Below are 19627 nucleotides of genomic sequence, written 5' to 3' on the forward strand. Positions count from 1 at the left end.
CTCTCGGAGCCAGGACTTTGACGGATGCGAAAGAACACCCGATCTTTACGCACGACCGGCCTGCAGATCAAGGTCGGAGGCAGCCATCGTGGATAAACACCCCTTTTGACGACGAGAGAAGACGCGATGGCACCGACGCCCACCGCCCCCGGCCCGACCGACGACCCCGTGGTCCGGTACGACGAGCGCCAGGACGACTGGGCGGGGCGCATGGCGCTCGCCGAGGCGATGATCCCCGTGATCGGTCGGCTCTGGCGGCGCGACGGGGTCGTCGTGTCGATCCACGGGCGCAGCCTGCTCGACCAGTCGCCCGTCGGCGTCCTCAAGCTGCACCGCTTCGCCCGTCAGCTCGACGACCACGTGCTCGACCCCGCCGAGACCCTGGCGGTGCTGCACCTGCTCGACGGCCTCGACCTCGGCCCCGCCTCGATCGACCTCGCCCGGCTGAGCGCCCGGCACCGCGCCGAGCGCACGGGTCAGCGGGAGGGGCGCGAGGGGCGAGAGGGGCGCGAAGGGCGCGAGGGCCACGTCGCGTCGTCGCTCGCGGACGTCGTGCGCTCCGAGCTCGCCGAGGTCGTCGGGCGTCGCGGTGACGGGGGTGCCGCGACGCGAGACGTCGTCCTCTACGGCTTCGGTCGCATCGGTCGGCTCGTCGCCCGGTTGTTGATCGAGCACGCCGGGGGACGAGGAGGCGCGCGCCTCCGGGCGGTCGTCGTGCGTCGCGGCTCGGCCGACGACCTGGTCAAGCGTGCCAGCCTGCTCAGGCGCGACTCCATCCACGGCCCGTTCGCGGGCACGATCGTGGTCGACGAGGCCACCGACACGATCGTCGCGAACGGCACGACGATCCAGGTGATCTACTCGGACGACCCGGCGACGGTCGACTACGAGCGGTACGGCATCCGCGACGCCATCGTCGTCGACAACACCGGACGGTGGCGGGACGAACCGTCCCTGCGACGACACCTGGAGGCGCGGGGCGCGTCCCGCGTGCTGCTCACGGCCCCGGGCAAGGGGTCGATCCCGAACGTCGTGTTCGGCGTGAACCACGAGACGGTCGGCGACGAGGCCGTGGTCGCTGCCGCGTCGTGCACGACGAACGCGATCACGCCGGTGCTGGCCGCCCTCGACGAGCGGTGGGGCGTGGAGTCGGGTCACATCGAGACCGTGCACGCGGTGACGAACGACCAGAACCTCACCGACAACTTCCACCCCGGCGACCGTCGAGGGCGATCGGCGTCGCTCAACATGGTGCTCACCGAGACGGGGGCCGCGACGGCGGTCGCCAAGGCGCTGCCGCAGCTCGCGGGACGCCTGACCGGCAGTGCCATCCGGGTGCCGACGGCCGACGTGTCGGTCGCGGTGCTGAACCTGCGACTGCGGACGCCCGTCGACCGCGACGAGCTCAACGCCCACCTGCGTCGTGCCTCGCTCGACTCGCCCCTGCGGCGACAGATCGACTACGTCGAGTCGCCCGAGGTCGCGTCGACGGACTTCGTCGGGTCGCGCCACGCGGGCGTCGTCGACGGGCTCGCGACGGTGGTCTCGGATGGAGGCGCTCCTGCCGACGACCGGGTCGTGCTCTACGTCTGGTACGACAACGAGTTCGGCTACAGCTGCCAGGTCGTCCGCCTGCTCGAGCACCTCGCCGGCGGCACGCCGCCCTCCCTGCCCCGCCCGGCCGGCTCGGCCCGCGCGGCCGGCTCGGCCCGCGCGGCGTCCGGTTCGCCCGCCGCCCCGGCGGAGGCATCCCCCTCGCGCGCCGATCCGGTACGTACCGGATCGGCTCCGCGTGATCCGGTACGTATCGGATCGGCCGGAGAACGAGGTGCCCCCGCCTCGGAGGCGGCGCCGCGACCCGCACCCACCGACGACCAGCTCGACCTGACCCTGGAGGCCACGCGATGATCACCACCCGACCCCTTGACCCCGGCGTCCTCGCCGACGCGACCCGCGCCTCCTCGGCCGACGAGAGCCGCGCCTCCTCGGGCGACGCGTCCCGCGCCTCAGCAACCGACGAGAGCCGCGCCTCCGCGGCCGACGCGACCCGCGCCTCCTCGGCTCCGGCGACCGACTGGGCGCGCGTCGCCCGCCGGCGTCACGCGCCCGCCCCGTCGTGGGCTCCGCGTGCCCTCGCAGCCTGGGTCGCCGAACAGGTCGAGCTGCTCGAGCCCGACGGCGTGCAGTGGATCGACGGCTCGGACGCCGAGGCCGCGCGACTGACCGCCGACCTGGTCGCGAGCGGTGCTCTGATCGCGCTCGACCCCGAGCGGCGCCCGGGCAGCTACCTGGCTCGGACCGACCCCGGCGACGTCGCCCGCGTCGAGGACCGCACCTTCATCTGCACGACCGACCCCGCGGGCGCCGGCCCCACCAACAACTGGCGCGAGGCCGGGGCCATGAAGCGCGAGCTGCGCCCCTGGTTCGCCGGATCGATGCGGGGCCGCACGATGTTCGTCGTGCCGTTCAGCATGGGCCCGGTGGGCGGGCCGCTCTCGCAGCTCGGCGTGCAGCTGACCGACTCGGCCTACGCCGTGCTCAACCTGCGCATCATGGCGCGCGTGGGCTCCGAGCCGCTGGCCGCGTTCGGAGGCGCCGAGGGCGAGGTGCCGTTCGTCCGCGGCGTGCACAGCGTCGGCCACCCGTTGCGCGACGACGACGGCACCACCCGAGACGACGTCGCCTGGCCCTGCAACGACACGAAGTACATCACCCAGTTCCCCGAGACGCGCGAGATCTGGTCGTTCGGCTCGGGCTACGGCGGCAACGCCCTGCTGGCCAAGAAGTGCTTCGCGCTGCGCATCGCGTCGACCATGGGACGCGACGAGGGCTGGCTCGCCGAGCACATGCTGCTGATCCGGGTCACGAGCCCCGAGGGGCGGGCGTTCCACATCGCTGCGGCTTTTCCGTCGGCCTGCGGCAAGACGAACCTCGCGATGATGCTGCCGACCCTGCCCGCCTGGCGGGTCGAGACCCTCGGCGACGACATCACCTGGATGAAGCCCGGCCCCGACGGCCGCCTCTGGGCGATGAACCCCGAGACGGGCTTCTTCGGGGTCGCCCCCGGCACCGGCGAGACGTCGAACCCCGTCGCCGTCCGCACCCTGCACGCGAACACGATCTTCACGAACGTGGCGCTGACCGACGACGGCGACGTCTGGTGGGAGGGGCTGACCGACGAGGCGCCCGAGCACCTGACCGACTGGCAGGGCGACGACTGGACCCGCGCCTCCTCGACCCCGGCCGCCCACCCGAACTCGCGCTTCACGGCACCCGCCGAGCAGTGCCCGTCGCTCAGCCCCGACTGGGACGCGTTCGACGGAGTGCCCCTCGACGCGATCGTGTTCGGCGGACGCCGTGCCACGAACGTGCCGCTCGTGACCGAGGCCCGGTCGTGGCAGCACGGCGTGTTCGTCGGCGCGACCGTGGCGTCCGAGCAGACCGCCGCGGCCGAGGGCATCGTCGGCGAGCTGCGTCGCGACCCGTTCGCGATGCTGCCGTTCTGCGGCTACGACATGGGCGACTACTTCGCGCACTGGCTGCGGCTCGGGGCGGCGCTCGGCGACCGGGCACCGCAGGTGTTCCAGGTCAACTGGTTCCGCAAGGGGGCCGACGGCTCGTTCCTCTGGCCGGGCTTCGGTGAGAACTCGCGCGTGATCGCCTGGATCGCCGGTCGCCTGGCGGGCACCGCCGACGCCGTCGAGACGCCGCTCGGCCTCGCCCCCGCGCCGGGAGCCCTCGACCTCGACGGCCTCGACCTCACCGAGGAGGCGCTGGCCGAGTCGTTCGCGGTGCCCACGGACGCCTGGCTCGCCGAGTGCGACCTCACCGACGAGTTCTTCGACCGGTTCGGGTCGACGCTGCCGGCAGCGCTGCGCGACGAGCTGGCCGCCCTGCGCGCCCGGCTCGAGGCCGCCGCTGCCGCCGCTGCCGCTGGCGTGCCGACCGCCGCTGGCGTGCTGACCGCGGGTGCGGCCGTGCCGACCGCGGGTGCGGCCGTGCTGACCGCGGGTGCGGCCGTGCCGACCGCGGGTGTGGCCGTGCCGACCGCGGGTGTGGCAGGCACGCTGGCCGGCTGACGGCACCGACGACTCCCGTCGCCCGTGATCAGCGGGTGACGGGCCCGGGGCTCCGCGTCGTGGGGACGCGGAGCCCCTTCACACGACACCGCACCGCGTTTCGTGCACCGCACCCGGACTAGTCGGGGTGCCGTGCACGAAACGCGGTGCGGTGGGGTGGGATGGGATGGGGTGCGGTGCGGTGCGGTGCGGTGCGGTGCGTCGTCGGGCCGGCCCGACGCCGGCGCCTAGTGGCGCGTCGGGTCGTCCGCGTCCTTGGCGACCGTGACCTTCTCGCCCTCGATCTCGTCGCGCTTGGCCTTCTGGGCGTCGCCGCGGGTCTTGGCGAGGCTGGCGATCGTGGCGACGGTGATGGTCGCGCCGATGAAGAGCAGCGAGAACCAGATCGGGATCTCGGGCACCCACAGCAGCGGTTCGCCGCCGTTGATGAACGGCACCTCGTTGACGTGCAGGGCGTGGAAGACCAGCTTGACGCCGATGAAGGCGAGGATGATCGCGAGGCCCTGCGACAGGTAGACGAGACGCTCGAGCAGGCCGCCGATCAAGAAGTACAGCTGGCGCAGGCCCATCAGGGCGAAGGCGTTGGCGGTGAAGACGATGTACGCCTCGTTGGTCAGGCCGTAGATCGCGGGGATCGAGTCGAGCGCGAAGACCAGGTCGACGAAGCCGATGGCGATGACGCAGAGCAGCAGCGGGGTGACGAAGCGCTTGCCGCCCTTCTTGACGGTGAACTTGTCCTCGTGGAACTCGTCGTCGACGGGCAGGATGCGGCGGGCGATCTTGACGAAGGCGTTGTCGGCCGCGTTGCCGCCGTGGTCGCCCTTGATCTGCTGGTAGGCCAGCACGAACAGCAGGGCGCCGAACAGGTAGAACACCCACGAGAAGTTCTCGATCAGTGCGGCGCCGGCAGCGATGAACCCGGCGCGCATGATCAGGGCGATGACGATGCCGATCATCAGCACCTTCTGCTGGTACATGCGCGGCACGGCGAACCCGGTCATGATCAGCAAGAACACGAAGAGGTTGTCGATCGACAGCGCCTTCTCGGTCAGGTAGCCGGCGAAGTACTCGCCGCCGTAGCCCCAGCCGCTGACGAACCCGATGCCGACGCCGAACAGCAGCGCGAGCCCGATGTAGAACGCCGACCAGCGGGCGGACTCGCCGATCGTGGGCTCGTGCGGCTTGCGCACGTGGGTGAAGAACTCGAACACGAAGAACGCGATGGTGACGGCGATCGTGATGAGCCAGGTGGTCAGTGAGACGTCCACGGGGGTGCTCCGGGTGGGTCGGGCTGATGAGGCGGGTGGGACGTCGACGCGATCGGCCGACGCCGGGCAACAAGCTCCTGAGAGAACGGTACGTGGGTGCGTGCTGGGGGCGAGCCCTCAACCGACCGTGACCCTGCTGAGAAGCTGCAGGGAGCGCAAGAACCCGACCGCCCAGGAGGCGCGGCTCGGCGACCGCCTCACCGTCGCGTCAGGTGCACCCCGGCCAGCATGCAGCGCACCGATCCGCCGGCGAGCTCGATCGTCGGCACCTCGAGCGGCAGGGGCCGGGCGTGCCGCGAGACGGCCCGCCGCTGCGCTGCGGTCAGGGCGGCCCACCCGCGAGCCGAGATCGCCAGCACGGGCCCGTCGGCCCCTCGCAGTTCGAGGGCGTTGCCGGCGAATTCGCCGAGCTGGTCGCGGCGCAGGGCGACCACCTCGCGTCCGGAGGCCGTCAGGCGCTCGACCACGCGCCTCCGTTCGCTCGTCGACTCGATCGACTCGAGCCCGACCAGGGCGAAGCGCGACGCCAAGCTCATCATGACGTTGGTGTGGTAGATCGGCACGCCCTCGGCGTCGGTGGCGGTGAAGGCCAGCACGTCGAGGCCGAGGTCGGCGCAGACCACCGCGACGGCCGCCGGGTCGGCCCGCTGCGACAGGGCGACGTAGGCGACGCGGTCGACGTGGTCGACGACGAGCGCCCCGGTGCCCTCGACCACGCGACCGGCGCGTTCGAGCGGCGAGTGGTCGAGCACGTCGGTCACGGCGTACCCGTCGCGCAGCAGGTCGACGACGTCCGCGCGCCGTTCGCCCCGCCGGTTCGGCGAGTGCATCGGGTAGAGCACGACCCGGCCGTCGCCGTGGGTCGAGAACCAGTTGTTCGGGAACACCCCGTCGGGTCGGTCGGCCCGCACGTCGTCGACGAGGTGCACCGTGACGCCCGCGGCGCGCAGGGCCGCGGCCGCGCGGGTGACCTCGGCGGCGGCCCGAGCGGCGAGCTCGCCCCGGGTCGCGTCGACGTCGGCGGGGTCGGTCTGGAACGCGTTGTCGGCCGCGGTCTGCGGGTTCGGCGTGAAGTGGTGCGGTCGCACCATCACGACCGCGGCGGGGGACTGCGTGGTCAGCCGCGCCTCCTCGTCGGCGCTTCGGGTGCGCGAGGAGGCGCGGAGTTCGGGGGGCGACGCCGGCGCCCTCGTCGCGGCCGACGGCGAGGCCGTCGCGGACGACGAGGAGGCGCGGGGCGGGCGGTCGAGGATCGTCACGACGGTCTCGGCGCGGCTAGGGGCTCGGGCTGGGCGTCCGGCGGCTCAGACGCCGACGGGCCGACGGGCGGCGACGAGCCCGAAGAGGTCCTTCGGGTCGTCGGGGTCGGCGACGAGGTCGATCTCGACGGCGTAGTCGGTGCCGACGACGTCGTCGCGCAGGTACTTGAGGGCGCAGACGTCCTCGATGGCGAAGCCGACCGAGTCGAAGATCGTGATCTGGTCGTCGCTCGTGCGCCCGGGGCGGCGGCCGGCGACGACCTCCCACAGCTCGGTGACGGCGAAGTCGGCCGCCTGGTGCTGGATCTCGCCCTCGACGCGGGTCTGCTCGGGGTACTCGACGAAGACGTCGGCCCGGCGCAGGGTGACGGGGTCGAGCTCGGTCTTGCCGGGGCAGTCGCCGCCGATCGCGTTGACGTGCACGCCGGGGGCGACGGCCTCGTCGGGCAGCACGATCGCGTTCTGCTTGTCGGCGGTGCACGTCGTGATCACGTCGGCGCCCCAGGCCGCCTCGCCCGGGCTCGAGCACACGGTGATGTCGAAGCCGAGCGGCTCGAGGTTGCGGACGAACTTCTCGGTGGCGCGCGGGTCGACGTCGAACACGCGGACCGTCTCGAGCCCCAGGGAGGCGCGCATCGCCAGCGCCTGGAACTCGGCCTGCGACCCCGCCCCGATCAGGGCGAGCACGCGCGAGTCGGCCCGGGCGAGGCGCTTGGCGGCCATCGCGCTCGTGGCGGCCGTGCGCAGCGCGGTGAGGATCGTCATCTCGGCGAGGAACGTCGGGTAGCCGGTGTCGACGTCGGCGAGCACGCCGAACGCCGTGACGGTCTGGTAGCCGCGCCCGGGGTTGGAGGGGTGGCCGTTGACGTACTTGAAGCCGTAGGTCTCGCTGTCGCTGGCGGGCATCAGCTCGATGACGCCGATGGGGCTGTGCGAGGCCACGCGGGGCGACTTGTCGAAGGCGGGCCAGCGGGCGAAGTCGCGTTCGAGGGCGGTCACCATGCCGCTGGTGATCGGGCCGACCCCGCGGTCGGTGACCCACCGGATCATGTTCTGCACGTCCACGAAGCGCACCACGGCGACCTCCTCCTGCTCGGCCCGGCTCGGTCTCGCGCCCGGTGGCACCACGCTAGGACTGGGCGATGTGCAGCCACAATCACCATCGAGCGTCATTCCGCACGCCGAGACAGGCGATCTGCGCACCCGTGCTGTACGTTCCGTGTCATGGCCGATCTCGACGAACTGGACCGCCGCCTCCTCGCCGCCCTGCGGGTCGACGCCCGCGAGTCGGCGGCGAGCCTGGCGCGGCGGCTCGGCGTGACCCGGGCGACGGTCACCTCGCGGCTCGACCGGCTCGAGGCGTCGGGCACGGTGCTCGGCTACACGGTGCGGGTGCGCGAGGCCGACGACCCCGACCTGATCCGGGCCGTCGGCTTCATCGAGATCGAGGGGCGCTCGACCGACCACGTCATCCGGCAGCTGCGGGGGTTCCCCGAGGTGACGTCGCTGCACACCACCAACGGCGGCTGGGACCTCGTGGCCGAGCTGCGCACGTCGTCGCTCGGCGAGTTCGACCGCGTGCTCGCGCGCATCCGCAGCGTCGAGGGCGTGGTCAACAGCGAGACCAGCCTGCTGCTCAGCTCGGTGCTGCGCTGACCCGACGACCGTCCGGCGCTAGACCGCGCCGCGCCTCCCGGCGACGATGCTCTTCAGGGCTTCGTCGAGGTGTGGGTGGACGAACTCGTAGCCGCCCTCGACCAGTCGTTCGGGCAGCACCCACCGGCTCTTGAGCACGAGCTCGGTCTCGGTGCGCAGCACGGCCGTGCCCAGCTCGAGCATCCAGCGCCAGGCGGGCAGGCCGAACGGCACGCCGAGAACGCGGCGCAGGGTGCGCATCATGCCCCGGTTGTCGCTCGGGTTCGGCGACGACAGGTTCAGCACGCCCTCGAGCGACTCGTCCGCCCGTGCGAACCGGATCGCCCCGAGCACGTCGTCGACGTGGATCCAGCTGAACTTCTGGCGCCCGCCCCCTCGGCCCTCACGGTGGTACGTGCCTGCCGCGAGCCGTGCCCGGGTGGCCGGCCACGGGCCGTCGAGCTGTGGGCCACCGAGCCCGGCCCGCACGAGGTTCATCAGCGGCACGAGCGCGCTGCCGTCGCCCAGCACGATCGCCATGCGCAGGGCGACGCGGCGGGTCGCGGGCAGCTCGGCCGAGAAGAACTCGGCCTCCCACGACGTGGCGACGTCGACCGAGAACCCCGAACCGATCTCGCCGGTGGACTCGGTCATCGGGCGGTCCTCGGCGTGGCGGTAGATCGTCGCCGTCGACGAGTTCATCCAGACCCGAGGAGGCGCGGTGCAGGCGAGCACCGCCTCCGTCAGTTCGCGTGTCGTCTCGACGCGCGACCGCATGATCTCGGCCCGGTTCTCGGCGCCGTAGCGGCAGTTCACGCTCTTGCCGGCGAGGTTGACGAGCAGGTCCGCGCCCTCGAGCAGGGCCGTGATCGCGGCGGTGTCGCCCCACGAGGCGTCGGGGCCGTGGCGGCCGATCAGGCTGACGCGGGCACCCTCGGCGCGGAAGGCCGCGGCGAGGTGCTGGCCGATGAAGCCGCTGGCTCCGGCGAGGACGATGTGGTCGGTCATGGGCGGGGTCCTCGTCGGCGGGGCTGGGTGGGGTGCTGCTCGTCGGCGGACCCGACGGGCTGCGCGGGGTCGTCGGCGACGACCTCGTAGTCGAAGTGGCCGGTGTACTCGTACAGGCGGCCGAGGGTGGGGGAGTCGAGCACGACCGAGACGCGCTGTCGGCCCACCGACTCGTCGAAGCTCTCGTGCAGCGTCACGCGGGGAGCGACGGCGCGGGGCACCCGCAGGCGCACCGGGCCGAGTCGCAGCGCCGTGCTCGTCGAGACCATCGTCAGCGCCCCGTCGACGACGGTCGCCCGCAGGCGCGCCGACCAGCGGTGTCGGTGGCCGAGGTGGTCCTCGAGGCCGTCGCCGCGGGCCATGATCTCGTCGACCATGTGGCGCGACCCGTCCGCGAACGCGAAGGTGCGGACGGCGGTCACGGCGACCGCCCCGCTCGCGGTGGTCGACGGTCGGTTCTCGACCCGGAACGGCACGTCCCGGCGGTCGACCGCGAACAGCACGCCCTGACGGCCGAGCACCCACAGGGCGGGCCAGAGCCAGCGCCTCGGCGTGCCCACGACGGTGAACGTGCCCCGGCCCCGGCCGACCGAGCCCGCGGGGACGGCCGAAAAATAGGGCCGGAGGCGCGGGTGCAGCCGGTCGAGCTCGTCACCCATCGCGGCCTCGTACGGGGAGCGCGCCACGGTCATGGCCTCACGCTAGGGGACCGACCGGTCGACGGGCCGGGGTTGCCTCGACGTCGAGAAGTACTCACCTGTTCGTCGTGACCCTCCGCGGGTGGCCCGCGCGCGCCTCCTCGGGGCGGCCGGGGCCTCTGTCAGGAGGCGCGCGCCCGTTAGCCTCGTCGGCATGAGCCACCCCCTCGTCACCGTGACCGAGCTCGCCTCGACCCTGCAGCGTGGCGGCGTCGTCCGCCTGCTCGACGTCCGGTGGCGGTTGGACCGACCGGACGGCCGCCCGGCCCACCGCGAGGGCCACCTGCCCGGGGCGGTCTACGTCGATCTCGACACCGAGCTGGCCCGACACGGCGACCCGGTCGAGGGGCGGCACCCGCTGCCCGACCGGGCCGACCTGCAGGCGGCGGCCCGTCGCTGGGGCATCGACGACGGCGACGCGGTCGTCGTCTACGACGACCTCGGCGGGCAGTCGGCCGCGCGCGCCTGGTGGCTGCTGCGGGCCTCGGGGCTGGCCGACGTGCGCCTGCTCGACGGTGGGTTCTCGGCCTGGCGCGAGGCGGGGCTTCCGCTCGAGCAGGGCGACGTGGTCGCGCGGCCCGGTGACGTCACGCTCGGTGACGACCCGTGGCCCGTGATCGACGCCGACGAGGCCGCCGCCTGGCCGCGCACCGGCGTGCTGGTCGACAGCCGGGCGGCCGAGCGCTACCGCGGCGACGTCGAACCCGTCGACCCCCGGGCCGGCCACGTCCCCGGGGCCGTCAACCTGCCGACGGGCGGCAACCTCGACGCCTCGGGCCGGTTCGTCGACGCGGCCCGGTTGAGGGCGCGCTTCGAGGAGGCGGGGGTCGGGCCGTCGACGCCCGTGGCCGTCTACTGCGGCTCGGGCATCACGGCGGCGCACAACGCCCTGGCGGCGACGATCGCGGGGTTCGAGCCCGTGCTCTTCGCGGGGTCGTGGAGCGCCTGGTCGAACGACCCGGCCCGTCCCCTCGCGACGGGAGACCGCCCCGGCTGAGGCGCCGGCTCGCGGGCGGTCAGTCGGCGTGACCGGGCGCGGGCGCGGCCGACCGGTCGTCGACCACGGCGTCGACGGCGGTGCTCCGCACGGCGTCGATGCCGTTCATGGCCGACCCCTTCTGCTTGTAGCCCTCGGACGAGGCGATGACCTCGCCGTTGCTCGCCGTCAACACGAAGCGGTACTCACCCGAGGCGTCCTGGGTGACGATGAACTTGCCTGCCATGGGTGGCCCCTTGCCCGATGTGGTCCACGCGCTCTGCGTGGCGACAGCATAGGGCCGACGCCCGACGGGCGGCACGAGATGGTGTCGACGCTCGACGGGCAGCACGCTCGAGCGACGTTGTCTCGCCGAGCATCTTGACATGTGACATGTCATGCGCCACACTGAGGGGGTCGGTGCGACCGCCTCGAGGCCCGTTCCCCCCTCCGGGCCTCGGCGGTCGCACCGACCCGTCTCGGCGGCCGGTCCGTCCGGGCACACGAGAGCGCCCGGCCCCGGATGGCAGTCTCGGGGGCGGGCGCCCTCGTCGCCGGCCCAGTCGGCCAGCAGGTCTCGTCGCCGGCTCAGTCGGCCAGCAGGACGGCCATCGCGCTCTTCAGCGACTCGCGGTCGCGACGGAGCTTCGCGACCTCGGCCTCGAGTTCGGCGACGCGCTCGGCCGTGGCGGCCGAGCCCGATCCCGGCGGGCGACCCCGACGCGGGGCCGACGTCGGGGCCGCGGCCGCGTCGTCGTCGGCTTCGGCCTCGGCGTCGAGTTCGCGTTCGACCGCGTCGTCGGGTGCGGGCGTCGGCGCGATCGAGCGCTCGTGGGCTCGGATCCAGCCGCGCAACGACTGCTCGCCGACCTCGAACTCGGCGGCCGTCTCACGGATGATGGCCCGGTTGCCGGGCTCGGCCTCGCGACGCTCGAGCACCCGGGCGAGCGACTTCTCGCGGGTCTCGTCGCTGTACTTCTGTTCGAAAGGCATGTGCGCTCCTGATGTCGAGACACGGTGTCGTGTCAGCTCATTGAATAGCCCCCGTGATGACCGTACTGCACGTTGACGTGTCTGCGTGCCGCCATGACGCCAACTCACATAACCGAACGTATCGCGCATGATGACGGCTCATGTAACACCGACGTGCGATGAACGACAGGTGCTGTCGAGTCACCCGTCGTGCCGAACGTCGTCCGCCCCGACGACTCGCGACGGAATGGCCCGACCTCCGGCTTTCGTCGGGGCGGACCGCTTAAGGTGTCAGGGTGTGGCGAGCCGACAGACAGCATGACAACGACGACGACGAGAACGACTCCGTCGCCGTCCCGACCGGCGCGCCCACGGGCGTGATCGCACCCCACGCCGTCAGCCTCGGTCACCCGGGGCAGTCCCTGGGCAACGTGGCCGAGCCCGTCTGGAACACCTGGCGCGAGTCGCTGCGGCGCGTGGGCGGCCCGTCCGCCCTCTTGCACTTCGGTGACTCGCAGCGGTCCCGCATCGAGCTGAGCACGACCCACCCGGGCGGGCTCGCGCAGTTCATCACGGGCAAGACGACCCTGCTCTCGAGCCTGATCCGCGACGACCTGGCCCTGCGGACGGCTCGCGCGGCCGCGGGCGAGATCGCGGCCAAGGGGCTCGAGCTCAGCACGGTGCGCGGCATCGACGCCGTCCACCTGGCCATCGGCGTCGCCGCCTGGTCGTTCGCCGGCGAGGACTTCCGGGCCCCCGTGTTGCTGCGTCCCCTGGCGATCCGTCGCCACGGCCGCGACTTCGAGGTGAAGCTGCTCGGTGAGCCCTTCCTCAACCCGGCCCTGGTCGACGCCCTGCACGACCAGTTCGACATCACCCTCGACGCGGAGTCGTTCGTCTCGCTCGCCAGCCGCGAGGGGTCGTTCACGCCCAACCCGGTCATCGACCGCCTCCGCGGTCTGACCGCGCACCTCGAGTGGTTCACCGTGCAGCCGCGCCTGGTCGTCTCGACCTTCGCCGAGGTCTCGACCGAGATGGCCCTCGACGCCCGCGAGCTGGGGCACCCCGTGCTCGACGCCCTCGCCGGCAACCCCCTGGCCGTCCGTCAGGTCGAGCAGGCGTACCGCCCGACGACGGCGACCCCCCAAGACGAGCGCAGCCCCGAGACCGACACGCTGCTGCTCGACGCCGACCCCGAGCAAGAGAACGTCGTGGCGCAGATCGCCGCCGGCAACTCGGTCGTCGTCAAGACGCTGCCCGGCACCGGCGGCACCCAGACCATCGTCAACGCCGTCGGACGCCTCGTCTCGCAGAACAAGCGGGTCCTCGTGGTCAGCGCACGGCGTGCCTCGTTGCGCGGCATCACCAGCCGTCTCGCCGACATCGGCCTGCCCGGCGTGGCCGTCAGCCCGACCACCCTGCGCCGCGACGTGATCCGCTCGATCACGCGCAACGAGAAAGCCACGCACCCGCAGATGGGCGAGGTCGACGACGCCCTCGTGCGCCTCCGCAAGGTGCTCGTCGACTACCGGGGCGCGCTCAGCCGCCGCGACCCCGAGCTCGGCGTCTCGGTGCTCGACTGCCTGACCGAGCTGTCCCGCCTCGCGCTGCTGCCGGCCGCGCCCGCCACGACGGCGCGCCTCAGCCGCCGCAGCATCTCCGCCATGGTCGACGGTCGTGGCCGCGTGGCCGAGACGATGGTCGGTGCGGCCAACCTCGGCGAGTTCAAGTACGGGCCGGGCGACTCGCCCTGGTACGGCGCCCGCTTCACCGAGAGCGTCGGGGCGGGTGACGCCCACCAGCTCGCGAAGAACCTGCACCACCGCGACCTGCCCCGCCTGCTCGAGCGGGCGACCGACGTCATCGGCAGCACGCGCATGCGTCCGTTCGAGAGCGTCGCCGAGCTCGGCGTGTACCTGCGGCTGCTCACCGAGATCCGCGACACCCTCGACAAGTTCATGCCCGTCGTCTTCGACCGGTCGGTCGCCGAGCTGGTCGCCGCGACGGCGCCCAAGCGCGAGGCCCCCGACATGTCGAGCGCCAACCGGCGTCGGCTGAAGAAGCTCGCCCGAGAGTACGTGCGTCCCGGCGTCCACATCGCCGACCTGCACGGTGCCCTGCAGCGCATCCAGCAGCAGCGGGTCGTCTGGCAGCGCTACGTGTCGGCCGGCACCCCGCCCGAGGTGCCCACGGGCATCGCCGACACGCACGTGCTGCACCAGCAGGTCTCTCAAGACCTCGAACGCCTCGACGGCCCCCTGGGGCTCTCGGGCGACGACGGGCTCACCGAGATCGGCGTCGTCGAGCTGCAGCAGCGGCTCGAGGCCCTCGCCGCCGAGAGCGACGTGCTGCAGAACCTCCAAGAGCGCACCGAGCTGATGACGACGCTCCGCGACCTCGAGCTGACGCCGCTGATCACCGACCTGGCCAACCGGCACGTGCCCGAGCACCAGGTGGCCGCCGAGCTCGAGCTCGCCTGGTGGCGCTCGGCCCTCGAGTCGCTGCTCGAGGCCGACCGGGCGCTGCTCGGGGCCAACACCGCGATGCTCGACCGGCTCGAGGCCGACTTCCGCCTCGTCGACGAGGCGCACGCCGCCGGCAGCGCCCAACTGCTCGCCTGGTTGCTGGCCGAGAACTGGAAGATCGGCCTGGTCGACTGGCCCGACGAGGCCTCGGCCCTCAAGGGCCTGCTGCGGCAGGGCCACCTGACGGCGCGCCTCCTGCACGACGCGGCGCCGCACCTGTCGCGTGCCGTCGCACCGGTCTGGGTCGCGTCGCCCTACGAGGTGCACACGATCGCCGACACCGTGCCGTTCGACACCGTCGTGCTCGTCGACGCCGGGGCGACCACGCTCGCCGAGAACGTCGGGGCGATCCGTCGCGGCAAGCAGACGGTCGCCTTCGGCGATCCCGTCACGCAGACGCCCTCCGAGTTCGACATCGGGGTGCTGCCGGGCAAGCCCGTGGCCGACGCCGACGAAGAGAGCCTCGCCGCCTCGCACTCCGAGAGTGCCCTGGCTCGTCTCGCGACCCTGCTGCCGACGCTCTCGCTGACCCGCAGCTACCGGGCCGGCGGAGAAGACCTCGCCGAGCTGGTGAACCGCCGCTTCTACGGTGGCCGGATCGAGTCGCTGCCGTGGGCCGGCAGCTTCCTCGGGCACGGCAGCATCGCGCTCGACTACGTCTCGGGCGGCACCGCCGTGCCCGACCCCGAGTCGGGTGCCGTCGAGAGCGTCGACGCCGAGGTCGACCGCGTCGTCTCGCTCGTCCTCGAGCACGCCCGCACGCGTCCGAGCGAGTCGCTCATGGTGCTGACGGCCTCGGCCAAGCACGCCGTCCGCGTGCAGCAGGCGGTGCTCACCGCGGTGTCGGGCCACAAAGACCTGACCGAGTTCGTCGTCGGCGACCGCAGCGAGCCGTTCATGGTCGCCACGCTCGAGCAGAGCGTCGCCCAGAGCCGCGACCACGTCGTGTTCTCGATCGGCTACGGCCGCACGCCGCACGGCCGCGTGCTGAGCGACTTCGGTCCGCTCGGCCAGCCGGGCGGAGAACGCCTGCTGGCCGTCGCCATGACGCGCGCCCGCCGGTCGATGGTCATCGTCACCTGCTTCCAGCCGGGCGACATCGACTCGAGCCGCATGGGCCACGGCACGGTCGCGCTCAGCGAGATCCTCACCGAGGTGCAGGCCCGCACGACCGCCGAGCACGTCCCCGACGACAGCGAGCCGATGCTCGTCGACCTCGCCCGCCGACTCGAGGCCAAGGGCATCCCCGTCGCCCTCGGGCACCGCGGCAAGCTCGGGTTGGTCGCGGCCCACGACGGCGTCTGCGTCACCATCGAGACCGACACGACGCTGTCGCGCACGAGCCTGCGCGAATCGTTGCGCTCGCGCCCCGAGGTGCTGCGCCGACTCGGCTGGCACTACATCCGGGTGCACGCCTTCCAGCTCTTCACCGACCCCGACGCGGTGGCCGAGCGCGTCGCCGACGTCCTCGGCATCGGTGACGCGAACACGCACGAGGTGCCCGCCCTGTCGGCCAGTCAGCACGTCAACCGTCGATGAGCACAGGAGGCGCGGCGTCTGAAGGCGACGCCTCCGACGCCTTCGAGACGGCCGAGCCCCGGCCCCTCGTGGTGCGTCGACGGGCCGGTCGCCGCGTCACCACCGACCCCGTGCCGGGCAGCGATCCGACGCCGGCACCCGAGCCCGCGCGCCAGGGGTCGAGCGAGAACGACCAGCGTCTGCGCGCCGACGTCCCGCCCCACTGGGGCTGAGCGGGCCGCACCGGGCCGAGCGCCCGACACGACGAACCCCGGATGCGCCGACGAACCCCGTCGTGTCGGGGTTCGTCGTCGCATCCGGGGTTCGCGGGCGGTCGGCGTCTGGTCGGCGCCCGGGGCGTCAGCGGCTGCCGAGCGGCCCGTTCTCGCTGTGCGGGTCGCGCGACTCGAGCACGGGCGCGGCGTGCGAGCCGGTGCCCGTCGTGGGCGTCGCCTGGGCGCGCAGCAGGTCGCGGATCTCGCTGAGCAGCTCGACGTCGGTCGGCGGCACGTCGGCCGGGGTCTCTTCGGCCTTCTGCTTGGCGAAGGTGCGCTTGAGCAGGTTGTTCACGGGCAGCACGAGCACGAAGTACACGACCGCGGCGATGATCAAGAACTGGATGGCCGACCCGATGACGGCGCCGAACTTCAGCTGCGCCTCGCCACCGCTCAGCGTGGGGATGGTGACGATGAGAGCTTTGTCGAGCATCGTCGCGTTGAACGCCGCGCCGATCAGCGGGTTGAACACGTTCGTCACGAGCGACGTCACGATGGCCGTGAAGGCCGCTCCGATGACGACCGCGACCGCCAGGTCGATGACGTTTCCGCGCAGGATGAACTCTTTGAAACCCTTCACGGGCGACTCCTTCTGATCCGTCGAGATGAGTTTCTCGACGTACAGCCAACCACGGAGGCGCGCGGCCGTGGTCGCGCCCGTCGCCTCAGCGGGTCAGGACGGGCGGGACGAACCGCTCGACGAGCCCGAGCCCGACCCGGACGAGCCCGAGCCCGACGAGCCGGAGCCGGAGCCGGACGAACCCGACCCCGACGAGCCGCTGCCGGACGAGGACGAACCCGACCCGCTGCCCGAGGCGCCCGACGACGACGAGCCGCTCGCGCCTCCTGAGCCCTTGTCCGACGAGGCGGACGACGAGCCCTTGTCGCCCGAGCCAGAGCCCGAGCCGGCGCCCGAGGTGCTCTTCGAGCGCGAGTCGGTGCGGTAGAAGCCCGACCCGTTGAAGGTGACGCCGACGGGGCTGAAGACCTTGCGCAGCTTGCCCTGGCAGACCGGGCAGACCGTGAGGGTGTCGTCGGTGAACGACTGCACGATGTCGAACGCGTTGTCGCACTCGGTGCAGCGGTACGAGTAGGTGGGCACGGAGGCGCTCCTGGGGGAAGGCGAGTCTAGAACTCGTGGATGCCGGAGGGGGTGACGACGCCGTCGACGGGCTGGTCGTGCCGCTCGCGGGGCACCGACTCGACGTACTCGGGGTCGAACACCACAGCATAGACGGGCGGGCGACGCTCCATCGAGCCGAGGGTCTTGTCGAAGTAACCCCGGCCCCAGCCCATGCGCATGCCGCCGTGGTCGATCGAGGCGGCGGGCACGACGATGAGGTCGACGTCGTTGATCGCCATCGGGCTGAGCACCTCGCCGACGGGCTCCGGCAGGTCGAACAGGCCGCGCCGCTCGCTCTCGCCGTCGCCGACCGCCCAGTCGAGCAGGCCGTCGGCACGGGTGATCGGGAACAGCACGCGGATGCCGTTCGCGAAGGCCCAGTTCAAGAACGGGCGCGTGTTGGGCTCGACGTCGGTCGACAGGTAGGCGGCGATCGAGCGCACCGACAGGCTCGTGGCGAGTTCGGTGAGGTGCTGCGTGATGCCCTCGGTCGAGGTCTCTCTCTCGTGCGCACCGAGGGTGCGACGCTTCTGGCGGATCTCGGCTCGCAGGGCGCGTTTGGCGTTGCCGACGTCGTCAGTCATGACGTCGATCTTAACCGTCCGACTATTAACCTCCGTGAAACGTCGGGGATGGTTACGCTGACCCGCATGGGCTTCACGATTTCTAAAGCAGTCATTCCCGCCGCGGGTCTGGGGACACGGTTCCTTCCCGCCACGAAAGCAATGCCGAAGGAGATGCTGCCGGTCGTCGACAAGCCGGCGATCCAGTACGTCGTCGAGGAGGCGGTCGCCGCCGGCCTCACCGACGTGTTGATGATCACGGGGCGCAACAAGAACGCACTCGAGAACCACTTCGACCACGTCAGCGAGCTCGAAGAGACGCTGAAGAAGAAGGGCGACCACGACAAGCTCGCCAAGGTCAACCAATCGACCGACCTGGCCGACATGCACTACGTGCGTCAGGGGGACCCGCTCGGCCTCGGCCACGCGGTGCTCCGGGCCAAGATGCACGTCGGTCGCGAGCCCTTCGCCGTGCTGCTCGGTGACGACATCATCGATGCGCGCGACCCGCTGCTCACGCGCATGGTCGAGGTGCAGGGCCAGAAGAACGCCACCGTCATCGCCCTGCTCGAGGTCGACCCCTCGCAGACCCACCTCTACGGCATCGCCACGGTCGAGAAGACCGACGAGGACGACGTCGTGAAGGTCACGGGCCTCGTCGAGAAGCCGGCGCAGGGCGAGTCGCCCTCGAACCTGGCCATCATCGGCCGCTACGTCATCCGCCCCGAGGTCTTCGACGTCCTCGAGAAGCAGGAGCCCGGCAAGGGCGGCGAGATCCAGCTCACCGACGCCCTCATGAAGATGGCCGGGGCCGAAGAGTGGACCGGCGGCGTGTACGGCGTCGTGTTCCGTGGTCGTCGGTACGACACCGGTGACAAGCTCGACTACATCAAGGCCATCGTGCAGCTCGCCAGCGACCGCGACGACATCGGTGGCGAACTGCGCCCGTGGTTGCAAGAGTTCACCGCCGGGCTCGAGAAGTAAGCAGGCGACACGTTCCGTGACGAGCATCCCCACGTTGACGGAGGGGGCGGTGACCATCCGCCCCCTCCGCCTCCGTGACACCCGCGACCTCGACCAGGCCCTGATGGAGAACCGGTCGTGGCTGCGGCAATGGGAGGCCACCAACCCGAACGGCTTCACCAGCCACGACGTCCGCGGCAGCATCCGCTCGCTGCAGACCAACGCCCGTGCCGGTCTCGGGCTGCCCTTCGCCATCGAGCTCGACGGCCGCTTCGTCGGCCAGCTCAACGTCTCGGGCATCGCGTACGGCTCGCTCGGCTCGGCCACCATCGGCTACTGGGTCACCCAGGGCGCGGCGGGCCACAACGCGACGCCGACGGCCGTCGCCCTCGCCACCGACCACTGCTTCCGGGCGCTGGGCCTGCACCGCATGGAGATCTGCATCCGGCCCGAGAACGCCCCGAGCCTGCGCGTGGTCGAGAAGCTCGGCTTCCGCTACGAGGGCCTGCGTCGGCGGTACATCCACATCAACGGCTCGTGGCGCGACCACTTCTGCTTCGCGCTCGTCGCCGAAGAGGTGCCCGAGGGCGTGTTGCGTCGCTGGACGACGGGCACCGTGCCGGTCGGCCAGGGCAGCGTGCCGGCCGAGGCGCTGGCCGAGGCCGGGCGCACGCTGCCGCTCTAGCCGGCCCGGCCCCGCGGGGGTCGTCGGCCGGCTCCCCGAGGCGGTTCCGCCGTGCGACACGCGGACACACCTGTCGATCA

At 72.1% G+C, this 19627-nt stretch carries 18 protein-coding genes; 8 read left to right on the forward strand and 10 right to left on the reverse strand.

Going from position 1 to position 19627, the window contains the following annotated elements; genetic code table 11:
- Positions 1-126: 126 nt before the first annotated feature.
- Positions 127-1908 (forward strand): glyceraldehyde-3-phosphate dehydrogenase, encoded by a 1782-nt coding sequence (locus tag ITJ55_RS09790; protein ID WP_194595191.1) that lies wholly within the window; start codon positions 127-129, stop codon positions 1906-1908.
- On the forward strand, positions 1905-4079 hold the full coding sequence (locus ITJ55_RS09795) for a phosphoenolpyruvate carboxykinase (GTP) (RefSeq protein ID WP_194595192.1): 2175 nt from the start codon (positions 1905-1907) through the stop codon (positions 4077-4079). Before ITJ55_RS09790 ends, ITJ55_RS09795 begins: the two co-directional genes overlap by 4 nt.
- Positions 4080-4306: 227 nt before the next feature.
- On the opposite strand, the gene ITJ55_RS09800 is transcribed toward ITJ55_RS09795, so the two are convergent.
- From ITJ55_RS09800 to ITJ55_RS09810, 3 genes are all read right to left on the reverse strand, one after another.
- On the reverse strand, positions 4307-5347 hold the full coding sequence (locus ITJ55_RS09800; protein WP_194595193.1) for a TerC family protein: 1041 nt from the start codon (positions 5345-5347) through the stop codon (positions 4307-4309).
- 197 nt (positions 5348-5544) lie between these two features.
- On the reverse strand, positions 5545-6606 hold the full coding sequence (gene ctlX / locus ITJ55_RS09805; protein WP_370544104.1) for a citrulline utilization hydrolase CtlX: 1062 nt from the start codon (positions 6604-6606) through the stop codon (positions 5545-5547).
- Between the two features lie 45 nt (positions 6607-6651).
- Positions 6652-7683, reverse strand: coding sequence for an ornithine cyclodeaminase (locus ITJ55_RS09810; RefSeq protein WP_370544105.1), 1032 nt, complete (start codon positions 7681-7683; stop codon positions 6652-6654).
- Positions 7684-7830: 147 nt separating this feature from the next.
- Between ITJ55_RS09810 and ITJ55_RS09815 the strand changes: the two genes are divergently transcribed.
- Positions 7831-8262 carry an Lrp/AsnC family transcriptional regulator gene (locus ITJ55_RS09815; protein WP_194595195.1) on the forward strand — a complete coding sequence of 144 codons (432 nt, stop codon included), beginning with the start codon at positions 7831-7833 and terminating at the stop codon, positions 8260-8262.
- Positions 8263-8280: 18 nt separating this feature from the next.
- Here ITJ55_RS09815 and ITJ55_RS09820 read toward each other — a convergent pair whose 3' ends face one another.
- Entirely contained in the window at positions 8281-9249 is a 969-nt protein-coding gene (locus ITJ55_RS09820) for an epimerase (protein ID WP_194595196.1), read from the reverse strand.
- Positions 9246-9941 carry a DUF4166 domain-containing protein gene (locus tag ITJ55_RS09825; protein ID WP_194595197.1) on the reverse strand — a complete coding sequence of 232 codons (696 nt, stop codon included), beginning with the start codon at positions 9939-9941 and terminating at the stop codon, positions 9246-9248. Before ITJ55_RS09825 ends, ITJ55_RS09820 begins: the two co-directional genes overlap by 4 nt.
- Positions 9942-10101: 160 nt before the next feature.
- On the opposite strand from ITJ55_RS09825, the gene ITJ55_RS09830 reads away from it, so the two are divergent.
- On the forward strand, positions 10102-10944 hold the full coding sequence (locus ITJ55_RS09830; protein WP_194595198.1) for a sulfurtransferase: 843 nt from the start codon (positions 10102-10104) through the stop codon (positions 10942-10944).
- Positions 10945-10963: 19 nt separating this feature from the next.
- Here the strand turns inward: ITJ55_RS09830 and ITJ55_RS09835 are convergent, their stop codons facing one another.
- A complete protein-coding gene (locus tag ITJ55_RS09835; protein ID WP_056261800.1) occupies positions 10964-11170 on the reverse strand; it encodes a DUF1508 domain-containing protein in 207 nt (68 codons plus the stop codon).
- Between the two features lie 341 nt (positions 11171-11511).
- Positions 11512-11916, reverse strand: a complete 405-nt coding sequence (locus tag ITJ55_RS09840; RefSeq protein WP_194595199.1) for a hypothetical protein — start codon at positions 11914-11916, stop codon at positions 11512-11514.
- 275 nt (positions 11917-12191) lie between these two features.
- Between ITJ55_RS09840 and ITJ55_RS09845 the strand changes: the two genes are divergently transcribed.
- Positions 12192-15959: an AAA family ATPase gene (locus ITJ55_RS09845; RefSeq protein ID WP_194595200.1), complete on the forward strand. Its 3768-nt coding sequence runs from the start codon at positions 12192-12194 to the stop codon at positions 15957-15959.
- The gene (locus tag ITJ55_RS09850) at positions 15956-16171 is read left to right on the forward strand and encodes a hypothetical protein (RefSeq protein WP_194595201.1); all 216 of its coding nucleotides are present in this window, start codon (positions 15956-15958) and stop codon (positions 16169-16171) included. Before ITJ55_RS09845 ends, ITJ55_RS09850 begins: the two co-directional genes overlap by 4 nt.
- 127 nt (positions 16172-16298) lie before the next feature.
- Here the strand turns inward: ITJ55_RS09850 and mscL are convergent, their stop codons facing one another.
- The 3 genes from mscL to ITJ55_RS09865 form a co-directional block, all read right to left on the reverse strand.
- Positions 16299-16793: a large conductance mechanosensitive channel protein MscL gene (gene mscL / locus ITJ55_RS09855; RefSeq protein WP_194595202.1), complete on the reverse strand. Its 495-nt coding sequence runs from the start codon at positions 16791-16793 to the stop codon at positions 16299-16301.
- Positions 16794-16886: 93 nt separating this feature from the next.
- Positions 16887-17315, reverse strand: a complete 429-nt coding sequence (locus ITJ55_RS09860) for an FmdB family zinc ribbon protein (protein ID WP_194595203.1) — start codon at positions 17313-17315, stop codon at positions 16887-16889.
- A 26-nt stretch (positions 17316-17341) separates the two neighbouring features.
- Positions 17342-17920, reverse strand: a complete 579-nt coding sequence (locus ITJ55_RS09865) for a 5-formyltetrahydrofolate cyclo-ligase (RefSeq protein ID WP_194595204.1) — start codon at positions 17918-17920, stop codon at positions 17342-17344.
- A gap of 66 nt (positions 17921-17986) precedes the next feature.
- Between ITJ55_RS09865 and galU the strand changes: the two genes are divergently transcribed.
- Positions 17987-18883 carry a UTP--glucose-1-phosphate uridylyltransferase GalU gene (galU, locus tag ITJ55_RS09870; protein WP_194595606.1) on the forward strand — a complete coding sequence of 299 codons (897 nt, stop codon included), beginning with the start codon at positions 17987-17989 and terminating at the stop codon, positions 18881-18883.
- Between the two features lie 16 nt (positions 18884-18899).
- Positions 18900-19547 (forward strand): GNAT family N-acetyltransferase, encoded by a 648-nt coding sequence (locus ITJ55_RS09875; protein ID WP_194595205.1) that lies wholly within the window; start codon positions 18900-18902, stop codon positions 19545-19547.
- The last annotated feature ends 80 nt before the right edge of the window (positions 19548-19627 follow it).

This window comes from Frigoribacterium sp. VKM Ac-1396, from assembly GCF_015350895.1.
Classification (GTDB): Bacteria; Actinomycetota; Actinomycetes; order Actinomycetales; family Microbacteriaceae; genus Frigoribacterium.

What these genes read in the sequence shown, in the direction of transcription:
- ITJ55_RS09790 (WP_194595191.1), top strand. Translation starts at nt 127, where the DNA reads ATGGCACCGACGCCCACCGCCCCCGGCCCGACCGACGACCCCGTGGTC.
- ITJ55_RS09795 (WP_194595192.1), top strand. Translation starts at nt 1,905, where the DNA reads ATGATCACCACCCGACCCCTTGACCCCGGCGTCCTCGCCGACGCGACC.
- ITJ55_RS09815 (WP_194595195.1), top strand. Translation starts at nt 7,831, where the DNA reads ATGGCCGATCTCGACGAACTGGACCGCCGCCTCCTCGCCGCCCTGCGG.
- ITJ55_RS09820 (WP_194595196.1), bottom strand. Translation starts at nt 9,249, where the DNA reads ATGACCGACCACATCGTCCTCGCCGGAGCCAGCGGCTTCATCGGCCAG.
- ITJ55_RS09825 (WP_194595197.1), bottom strand. Translation starts at nt 9,941, where the DNA reads ATGACCGTGGCGCGCTCCCCGTACGAGGCCGCGATGGGTGACGAGCTC.
- ITJ55_RS09830 (WP_194595198.1), top strand. Translation starts at nt 10,102, where the DNA reads ATGAGCCACCCCCTCGTCACCGTGACCGAGCTCGCCTCGACCCTGCAG.
- ITJ55_RS09835 (WP_056261800.1), bottom strand. Translation starts at nt 11,170, where the DNA reads ATGGCAGGCAAGTTCATCGTCACCCAGGACGCCTCGGGTGAGTACCGC.
- ITJ55_RS09840 (WP_194595199.1), bottom strand. Translation starts at nt 11,916, where the DNA reads ATGCCTTTCGAACAGAAGTACAGCGACGAGACCCGCGAGAAGTCGCTC.
- ITJ55_RS09850 (WP_194595201.1), top strand. Translation starts at nt 15,956, where the DNA reads ATGAGCACAGGAGGCGCGGCGTCTGAAGGCGACGCCTCCGACGCCTTC.
- ITJ55_RS09865 (WP_194595204.1), bottom strand. Translation starts at nt 17,920, where the DNA reads ATGACTGACGACGTCGGCAACGCCAAACGCGCCCTGCGAGCCGAGATC.
- galU (WP_194595606.1), top strand. Translation starts at nt 17,987, where the DNA reads ATGGGCTTCACGATTTCTAAAGCAGTCATTCCCGCCGCGGGTCTGGGG.